The organism is Parasphingomonas caseinilytica (genome assembly GCF_036663755.1).
Lineage (GTDB): Bacteria > Pseudomonadota > Alphaproteobacteria > Sphingomonadales > Sphingomonadaceae > Sphingomonas.
In genome coordinates this window covers 1-2,754 of sequence record NZ_JAXOJL010000021.1, presented here as the reverse complement: position 1 = coordinate 2,754, position 2,754 = coordinate 1, and the positions used below count along the sequence as shown (strand labels likewise).

The following is a 2,754-nucleotide window of genomic DNA, read 5'->3' as shown; positions in this document are numbered from 1 at the left end:
CTGCAACCAGAGCAAACGTGTGCCTACTGAATCGCGGCCGGGAATGAGGCCGCCCGCCCCGCCGATGCGAGATCGACGGGGCTGTGGATGGTGGGAGCGGCAAGCGTGCCGCTCGCCTTGAACGAGGACCCACCACCATGACAAAACTGACCGATCTCGAGAGCATCCTCTTGTCCGCCGCCGCGCAGCGCGACACCGGTAGCCTGCTGCCAGCCCCGGAAACTGTGAGTGGTGCCGGCGCCCGCCTGACCAAGGCGATCGCGGGATTGCTGAAGCGCGGCCTCGCAGAAGAGCGCGAGACCAGCGATAAGTTCGCCGCTCACCGTGTCGATGGCGATATCACCTTCGGCCTTTACATCACGAACGCCGGCACCGCCGCGATCGGTATCGCCAACGACGATAGCGGCAGTGAGGCTGGCGGGGCCGCCGCCGCCTACCCCGCCGCGCCAGACACACCCCGCGTCACCAAGGCCAGCGCCGTCCTGGCGCTGCTGGGCCGCGAGCAGGGCGCGACGCTGGCCGACCTGATCGCGGCCACCGGCTGGCTGCCGCACACGACGCGAGCGGCGCTGACCGGCCTGCGCAAGAAAGGCCATGTGCTCGAGAAGTCGAAGTGGGGCGACCACACCTGCTACCGTGTCGTGGGCGTGGCGGCGTGATCACGAGCATCGAGGAAAAGCTAGCCGCGCTGACGATGTCGTCGGCGCGGCTGCGCGACGAATGGCGCGCGCTGAAGGGCGCACCGGTGCCGCTGATCAGCCCAAGCCCGTTGCGGATGGCGCTGGGCTATGAACTGCAAGCGCGCGCGCTAGGCGGGCTGTCGCGGATCAGCCAGCAGCGGCTTGCGCAGCTCGGCGCCGCCAAGACCGTGACCCAGGCGGTACGCCCGGGCACCCGGCTGATCCGCGAGTAGAACGGGGTGGCCCACATCGTAGAGGTCGGCGAGGACGGCGCGATCCGCTGGAACGGGGCGGTGTGGAACTCGCTGTCCGAGGTCGCGCGCGCGATCACCGGTACGCGCTGGTCGGGGCCGGCCTTCTTCGGGTTGAAGAGCAGAAAGAGATCGCAAGCCGGTGGCACGATCGCGGCCACCCGAAAGGCCGCGGCATGAACCGGGTACGCTGTGCGATCTACACCCGCAAGTCGAGCGACGAGGGGTTGGAGCAAGCGTTCAACTCGCTCGATGCGCAGCGCGAGGCGTGTGCCGCCTATGTGCTGTCACAGGCCAGCGAAGGCTGGAACGCTCTCCCCGATATCTATGACGATGGCGGCGTGTCGGGTGGAACGCTGGAACGCCCTGCCCTTCAGCGCCTGCTCGGTGACATCGCCACCGGCAAGGTCGATATTATCGTCGTCTACAAGGTCGACCGCTTAACCCGCTCGTTGTTCGACTTCTCGAAGCTGGTCGAGATCTTCGACAAGGCCGGAGTGTCGTTCGTGTCGATCACCCAGTCGTTCAACACCACCACCAGCATGGGACGACGTACGCTCAACATGCTGCTGTCGTTCGCACAGTTCGAGCGCGAGGTGACCGCCGAGCGGATCCGCGACAAGATCGCCGCCTCCAAGGCCAAGGGCATGTGGATGGGTGGTCTCCCGCCGCTTGGCTACAAGCCTAATGGCCGCACGCTCGAGATCGTCGAAGAGCATGCGGCACTCGTGTAGGGTATCTTCCAGCGCTATCTCGATATCGGCAATGTCCGCTTGCTGGTCGACCGGCTGACTGCTGAGCGGATTTACACGCCGGTGCGCCAGATGGCCAATGGCCGTGCCTTTGGCGGGATCCCGTTCAGCCGGGGGCAGATCTACGCCATCCTCAAAAACCCAATCTTTATCGGCGAGATCCCGCATCGTGATCAGCGTCACAAGGGGCTGCACAAAGCCATCCTCGACCGACAGATCTGGGATGCCACCCAGACCCTGCTTGCCGGGCATGTGCCGGGCCTGCGGCGCAGGTCGAACACCGCGAGCGGCAGCCTGCTCGCCGGACTGATCGTCGATGATACCGGCGAGAAGCTGATCGCGGCGCATGCCTGTAAGGCGGTCCCGAACGGTGGCGATAACGGCAAGGTGCGCTATCGCTATTACGTTAGCCAGTCAGCGCACCACGGAATGAGCGACGCTAAAGGGCTGCGCATCCCGGCGCGCGAGATCGAGACCGCGACGATCGAAGCGCTGGCGGCAGCGTTCGACGATCCGATGGCGCTGATGGCGCAGGCTGGTATCCCGCTCGAGCTACCAGACATTGACCGCATCTTCAGCACCGCGCGCGCCACCGCCGCGACGATCCGACAGCGCGATCCCCAAATCCTGCGTGGGATCATCGCCAGCGTCGTCGTGCATCCGACTGAGGTCAGGATTGAAATGCTAACTGCGGCGGTAGCGCAACACCTGTCTGTACCGATGCCCGCCGACGCTGATACCATCATCACCCTCACCTGCCCGGTCAGGATGACGCGGACCGGTCACCGGCTGCGGCTCGTGCAGAACGACGGCCGCGGCATCGCCGCCGCCCTGCCCGACGCGTCGATGATCAAGCTGCTGGTCAAGGCGCACAAATGGTGGGCGCATCTTCAGCGCGGCGAGGTTACCGTTCGCGAACTGGCCAAGGCCGAGGGGGTGGTCAAATCCTACATCACTCGCGTCGTCCGGCTGGCGTTCCTCGCGCCGGCCATCGTCGATGACGCGCTGGCTGGTCGCCAAATCGCGGCAATCGATGCCAAGCGATTGGCGTTTACCGCTGATCTGCCGGTC

3 protein-coding genes and 1 pseudogene are annotated in these 2,754 nt (G+C 65.6%); all 4 read left to right on the top strand.

Annotation, left to right across the window (positions count from 1 at the left end):
* Window positions 1-137 precede the first annotated feature (137 nt).
* Window positions 138-659: a DUF3489 domain-containing protein gene (locus U1738_RS20220; protein WP_332790832.1), complete on the top strand. Its 522-nt coding sequence runs from the start codon at window positions 138-140 to the stop codon at window positions 657-659.
* Window positions 614-1,111: pseudogene (locus U1738_RS20215) on the top strand (DUF2924 domain-containing protein). The gene U1738_RS20220 and the pseudogene U1738_RS20215 overlap by 46 nt, the downstream one beginning before the upstream one ends.
* On the top strand, window positions 1,108-1,665 hold the full coding sequence (locus U1738_RS20210) for a recombinase family protein (RefSeq protein ID WP_332790831.1): 558 nt from the start codon (window positions 1,108-1,110) through the stop codon (window positions 1,663-1,665). Before U1738_RS20215 ends, U1738_RS20210 begins: the two are co-directional and overlap by 4 nt.
* Before the next feature lie 3 nt (window positions 1,666-1,668).
* Window positions 1,669-2,754: recombinase family protein (locus U1738_RS20205; RefSeq protein WP_332790833.1), on the top strand; the 1,086-nt coding region annotated here is incomplete at its 3' end.

Bases quoted from the DNA above. Each gene is read 5' to 3' on its own strand.
- U1738_RS20210 (WP_332790831.1), top strand. From the start codon at position 1,108: ATGAACCGGGTACGCTGTGCGATCTACACCCGCAAGTCGAGCGACGAG.
- U1738_RS20220 (WP_332790832.1), top strand. From the start codon at position 138: ATGACAAAACTGACCGATCTCGAGAGCATCCTCTTGTCCGCCGCCGCG.